6 protein-coding genes are annotated in these 5,449 nt (G+C 64.2%); 4 read left to right on the forward strand and 2 right to left on the reverse strand.

Annotated elements, in window-relative coordinates; genetic code table 11:
- From WBG82_RS09610 to WBG82_RS09625, 4 genes are all read left to right on the forward strand, one after another.
- Positions 1-920, forward strand: a 920-nt coding sequence (locus WBG82_RS09610) for an amino acid ABC transporter substrate-binding protein (protein ID WP_424424236.1), incomplete at its 5' end; no start/stop codon positions are given.
- A 13-nt stretch (positions 921-933) separates the two neighbouring features.
- Complete coding sequence (locus WBG82_RS09615) at positions 934-2,121, forward strand: amino acid ABC transporter permease (protein ID WP_424424238.1); 1,188 nt, start codon at positions 934-936, stop codon at positions 2,119-2,121.
- A gap of 1 nt (position 2,122) precedes the next feature.
- On the forward strand, positions 2,123-3,217 hold the full coding sequence (locus WBG82_RS09620; protein ID WP_424424240.1) for an amino acid ABC transporter permease: 1,095 nt from the start codon (positions 2,123-2,125) through the stop codon (positions 3,215-3,217).
- Between the two features lie 5 nt (positions 3,218-3,222).
- Positions 3,223-3,972 (forward strand): amino acid ABC transporter ATP-binding protein, encoded by a 750-nt coding sequence (locus WBG82_RS09625; RefSeq protein WP_424424242.1) that lies wholly within the window; start codon positions 3,223-3,225, stop codon positions 3,970-3,972.
- Between the two features lie 51 nt (positions 3,973-4,023).
- Here the strand turns inward: WBG82_RS09625 and WBG82_RS09630 are convergent, their stop codons facing one another.
- Positions 4,024-4,536 carry a GNAT family N-acetyltransferase gene (locus tag WBG82_RS09630; protein WP_424424244.1) on the reverse strand — a complete coding sequence of 171 codons (513 nt, stop codon included), beginning with the start codon at positions 4,534-4,536 and terminating at the stop codon, positions 4,024-4,026.
- A gap of 43 nt (positions 4,537-4,579) precedes the next feature.
- Entirely contained in the window at positions 4,580-5,428 is an 849-nt protein-coding gene (gene sseA / locus WBG82_RS09635) for a 3-mercaptopyruvate sulfurtransferase (protein WP_424424247.1), read from the reverse strand.
- Positions 5,429-5,449 lie beyond the last annotated feature (21 nt).

Below are 5,449 nucleotides of genomic sequence, written 5' to 3' on the forward strand. Positions count from 1 at the left end.
GCTATCTGCAATGCGGGGTGAGCCAGGGGCTTCCCGGCTTCTCCAATCCCGACGACAGGGGCAACTGGGCGGGGATCGACGCTGATTTCTGCCGGGCCGTGGCGGCGGCGGTTTTCGGCGATCCGGCCAAGGTGAAATTCCGGCCGCTCAGCGCGAAGGATCGCTTCACGGCGCTGCAATCGGGCGAGATCGACCTTCTTTCGCGCAACACGACATGGACCATGTCGCGCGACACCTCGCTCGGCTTCAATTTCGCCGGCATCATCTATTATGACGGCCAGGGCTTCATCGTGAAGAAGGCGTCGGGAATTACCAGCGCCGTGCAGCTCAACGGCGCGACCATCTGCACACAGACGGGCACAACGACCGAGCTCAACATCGCCGATTATTTCCGCGGCCAGAAGATGAGCTACAACATCCTCGCTTTCGAGAAGAACGAGGAGGCGCTGGGCGCCTATGATGGCGGCCGCTGCGACGCCTATACGACGGATGCGTCCGGCCTGCACGCGCTGCGGCTGCAGCTCAAGGATCCCTCGGCCCATGCCGTGCTTCCCGAGATCATCTCCAAGGAGCCGCTCGGGCCCGCCGTGAGGCAGGGCGACGCGCAATGGGAAGACATCGTGCGCTGGACGCTCTTTGCGCTCGTCAATGCGGAAGATCTCGGCGTCACCTCGGCCAATGTCGACGAAATGGCGAAGAGCCAGAGCCCGGAGATCAAGCGGCTGCTCGGCACTGAAGGCGCCTATGGTGAGCCGCTCGGACTTTCGCGCGACTGGGCCGCGAACACGATCCGCGCGGTCGGCAATTATGGCGAGATGTTCGAGCGGAACCTCGGCCTGAAGACGCCGCTCGCCATTCCGCGCGGGCTCAACGCGCTGTGGAAAAATGGCGGGCTGATGTACGCGCCGCCCATTCGCTGATGGCGAGGGACGTGTGACCGGAAAACAAGGCGCAGGCAGGAAGTCGAGCCCGTTGTCGTGGAGCAATCCGCGCCTGCGCGCAGTGATCTATCAGGTTGCGGCCCTGCTCGCGGTAGGCTTCGCGCTGTGGTATTTCGCGTCGACCGCGCGGGCCAATCTCGAGCGCCAGCACATCGCCTCGGGCTTCGGCTTTTTCGAGCATACGGCCGGCTTCAGCATCATCCAGTCGCTCATTCCCTATTCGGAAGAGTCGAGCTATGGCCGGGCCTTTCTCGTCGGGCTGCTGAACACGCTCGTCGTCGGCGCCATCGGGACCGTTCTTGCGACGGCGCTCGGATTTGCGATCGGCGTGGCGAGGCTTTCGCGGAACTGGCTCGTCGCGCAGCTTGCGGGCGCCTATGTCGAAATGCTCCGCAACGTGCCGCTGCTCCTGCAGCTCTTTTTCTGGTACTTCGCCATATTGCGGCCGCTGCCGGGGCCACGCGAAAGCCTGACGCTGATGCCGGGCGTCTATCTCAACAATCGTGGCATCGTGCTTCCCGCCATGGAGGCGACGCATTCGACGCTCGCCATGCTCGCGGCATTTGCCTGCGGGCTCGCTCTCTCCTTCTTCATTCACCGATGGGCCCGCGCGCGGCGGCTACGGACGGGCAAGGTTTTTCCGGCCGCCCGTGTCAACGCCGCCATCATTCTCGGCCTGCCGGCGCTCGTCTGGGCTATCGGCGGGACGCCGCTCCGGCTTGAGCCGGCGGTATTCGGCAGTTTCGATTTCGTCGGCGGCTTCCGCCTCTTGCCAGAGTTCGTGGCGCTCGTTCTCGGCCTGTCGCTCTATACGGCCGCCTTCATCGCTGAGATCGTCCGCGCGGGCATCGCCTCAGTCAGCAAGGGGCAGACGGAAGCGGCCTATGCGCTCGGCCTCAAGCCCGGAACGACATTGCGCCTCGTCATCATTCCGCAGGCGCTGCGCGTCATCGTTCCGCCGCTGACGAGCCAGATTCTCAACCTGACGAAAAATTCCTCGCTCGCGGTTGCCATCGCCTATCCCGATCTCGTTTCGGTCTTTGCCGGAACGGTGCTCAACCAGACCGGGCAGGCGATCGAGGTCATCGCCATCACCATGGCGGTCTATCTGGCGATCAGCCTCGCCACATCGTTTGCGATGAACGTCTACAATGCCCGCGTCGCGATCAGGGAGCGTTGAGATGGCGCGCGGTGGAGGAGCCCAGGTGACGATCGACGGCGCCATTCGCTGGGCGCGGCTCAATCTTTTTTCCAACTGGTGGAACAGCGCGCTGACGATCCTGGCGCTCTATCTTCTCTGGGTGAGCGTGCCGTCCTTTCTCGACTGGGCGATTTTCGATGCGGTCTGGCGCGGGGAAAACCGCGAAGCCTGCATCGGGCCGGGGAAGGGGGCATGCTGGGCCTTCGTCACGGCAAATATCGAGCAGTTCCTTTTCGGGCGTTATCCGGTGGAAGAACGCTGGCGGGTGATGACGGCCTTCGTGCTCGGCGTTGCCGGGCTCGTGCCGCTGCTTATCCCGCGCGTGCCGGCGAAGCGTTGGAACGTCATCTATCTGGCCGTCGCCTATCCGCTCATCGCCATTGTGCTGCTGGCGGGCGACAGGCCTGGGCTTGTCGGCGTCGATACGGACCTCTGGGGCGGTCTTCTCGTCACGCTGGTCGTCGCGGTGACGGGGATCGTCGCTTCGTTCCCGCTCGGCATTCTGCTTGCGCTCGGGCGGCGTTCCGAGATGCCGGTCATCCGCGCGCTGTCCATCGTCTTCATCGAGTTCTGGCGCGGCGTCCCGCTCGTCACCGTGCTCTTCATGGCGAGCGTCATGCTGCCGCTCTTCCTGCCGGAAGGCGTGAGCTTCGACAATCTGCTGCGCTGCCTCATCGGCGTCGCGCTTTTCTCCTCGGCCTATATGGCGGAGGTCGTGCGCGGCGGATTGCAGGCCATCCCGCGCGGACAATATGAGGCGGCGCGCGCCGTCGGCCTCAGCTACTGGCAGACGATGGGGCTCATCATTCTGCCGCAGGCGCTTCGCCATGTGATACCCGGCATCGTCAACACCTTCATCGGCCTCTTCAAGGATACGACGCTGGTTCTCATCGTCGGAATTTTCGATTTTCTCGGGCAGGTGCGGGCGCAGCTTTCCGACGCCATGTGGGTGACGCCGCAGGGAGCGGCGACGGCTTATATTTTCGCGGCACTGGTCTACTGGATTTTCTGCTTCGGCATGTCGCGCTATTCGGTCTTCATCGAAAGGCGGCTCAATGCCGGCCGCGTGAGGTAGAAATCATGTCGTCAGAAGCAAGGCCCGCCATCGCGATCGAGCATCTGCACAAATGGTTCGGCGATTTCCATGTGCTGAGAGATGTGAGCCTGACGGTGCGCGAGGGCGAGCGCATCGTGATCGCGGGGCCTTCGGGCTCCGGCAAATCGACGCTTATCCGCTGCATCAATCGGCTCGAAGCGCATGACGAGGGGCGGATCGTCGTCGACGGGATCGAGCTTACCGAAGACCTGAAGCGCATCGACGAGGTGCGCCGCGAGGTCGGCATGGTCTTTCAGCAGTTCAATCTTTTTCCGCATATGACGGTGCTGGAGAACTGCACGCTCGCGCCGATCTGGGTGCGGGGCCTGCCGCAGGAGGAGGCGGAGGCGGCCGCCATGCGCCTTCTCGAGCGCGTCCGCATTCCGGAGCAGGCGCATAAATATCCCGGCCAGCTCTCGGGCGGGCAGCAGCAGCGCGTCGCCATTGCGCGCGCGCTTTGCATGAACCCGAAGATCATGCTTTTCGACGAGCCGACCTCGGCGCTCGATCCGGAAATGATCAAGGAAGTTCTGGACGTGATGGTGGGGCTCGCCAATGACGGCATGACGATGATCTGCGTCACGCATGAAATGGGCTTCGCGCGAGAGGTCGCGGATCGCATTGTCTTCATGGATCAGGGCGAGATCGTGGAGGAAGCGCCGCCTGCGGAGTTTTTCACCGCGCCGAAGAGCGAGCGGACAAAGGCGTTCCTCGCGCAGATCTTGCGCGGGTAGAGACGTTGCCCGAAGACGCGGATGGCTCGAACAAGCCGGACCGTGACTGAGCTATTCGTCGAACTCCGCTTCCGATTGCCCATAGGGCGTGAAGCCGGCGCGCTGATAGAGCCTGAGCGCGCGAGGATGGTCGAGCGTGCAGGTCTGGACGATGAGGCGCGCGGGATGCCTCGCCCATGCGAGCGAGATCGCCTCGCCAAGGAGGAAGCGGCCAAGACCTTCGCCGATCCGCTCGGGGATGATGCCGAGGAAGGAGAGTTCGGCGTCCGGCATGCCACGGAAATCGAGTTCGGTGAATCCGACGGGCGCGCCGTCGAGATAGAGCACGTATATCTCGACATTATCGTCATGGACGATGGATGCGAGCTCCTCGTCCGAGAGCTTCCGGCGGCTCACCCAGGCATAGTCGCGGCCGACCGTGTCATAGAGATAGCGGTAGAAATGAAGCGGCGGCTTCGATGCGCGCAGCAGTGCGCAGGCGCCGCGCGGGCGCGGTGTGGCGAGCAGGCGCGGCTCGGCACGCATTTCGAGATGGGTGACAATCGTCTTGTGCCGCTTGCCCATTATTGTCCGCTCTGCCCATGTTCCACCGGCGAGGGCGATGCCATCAGGCTTCGACGGGCATGCCCTTGACCGCGCCCCACTCCGACCATGAGCCATCATAGACCGAAGTCTGCCGATGGCCGAGCACCGCAAGGCCGAGCGCGAGAATGCAGGCGCTGACGCCCGAGCCGCAGGTGGTGATGACAGGGCGGGAGAGGTCTATGCCGGCGGTCTCGAAGAGCGAGCGCAATTCGACAGCGGGCTTCAGCGTGCCGTCCGCCTGAACGAGTTCGGCCGAGGGCAGGTTGTGGCTGCCGGGTATGTGCCCACCCTTGAGGCCGGGCCGGGGCTCCGGCTCCACCGCGTGGAAGCGGCCGCGGCTGCGCGCGTCGAGCACCTGTTCGGCGCAGGTCTCGATATTGCGAAGCATCGCCTCGCGGTCGCGCAGGAGAAGCGCGTTGCGCCGCGCGGTGAAGTGGCGGGCGCTCGCATGCGAGCGCGCATCACTGAGCGGGCGGCCTTCAGCCTTCCACTTCTTCAGCCCGCCATCGAGGACGACGACATCCTCATGGCCCATGACCCGGAACATCCACCAGACGCGCGGCGCGCTGAAGAGCCCCGCGCCGTCATAGACGACGATGCGGTTGCCATCGCCAAGGCCGAGGGCGCGGACGCGCGCGGAAAACTTCTCGGGGCTCGGCAGCATGTGCGGGAAGGGGCTCGACGTATCGGCGATCTCGTCAATGTCGAAATAGACCGCGCCGGGAATGTGCTCGCGCTCATATTCGGCGTGGGGGTCGCGCTGCGATTGAGGCATGTACCAGGAGCCGTCGACGATGCGGATGTCAGGCGCGTCGAGCCTCTGCGCCAGCCACTCGGTGCTGACGAGCGGGCTTTCGGTCGATGCGGGCATGTTGCTTCTCCGGATCAGAGC

Source organism: Parvibaculum sp. (assembly GCF_049671045.1).
Lineage (GTDB): Bacteria > Pseudomonadota > Alphaproteobacteria > Parvibaculales > Parvibaculaceae > Parvibaculum.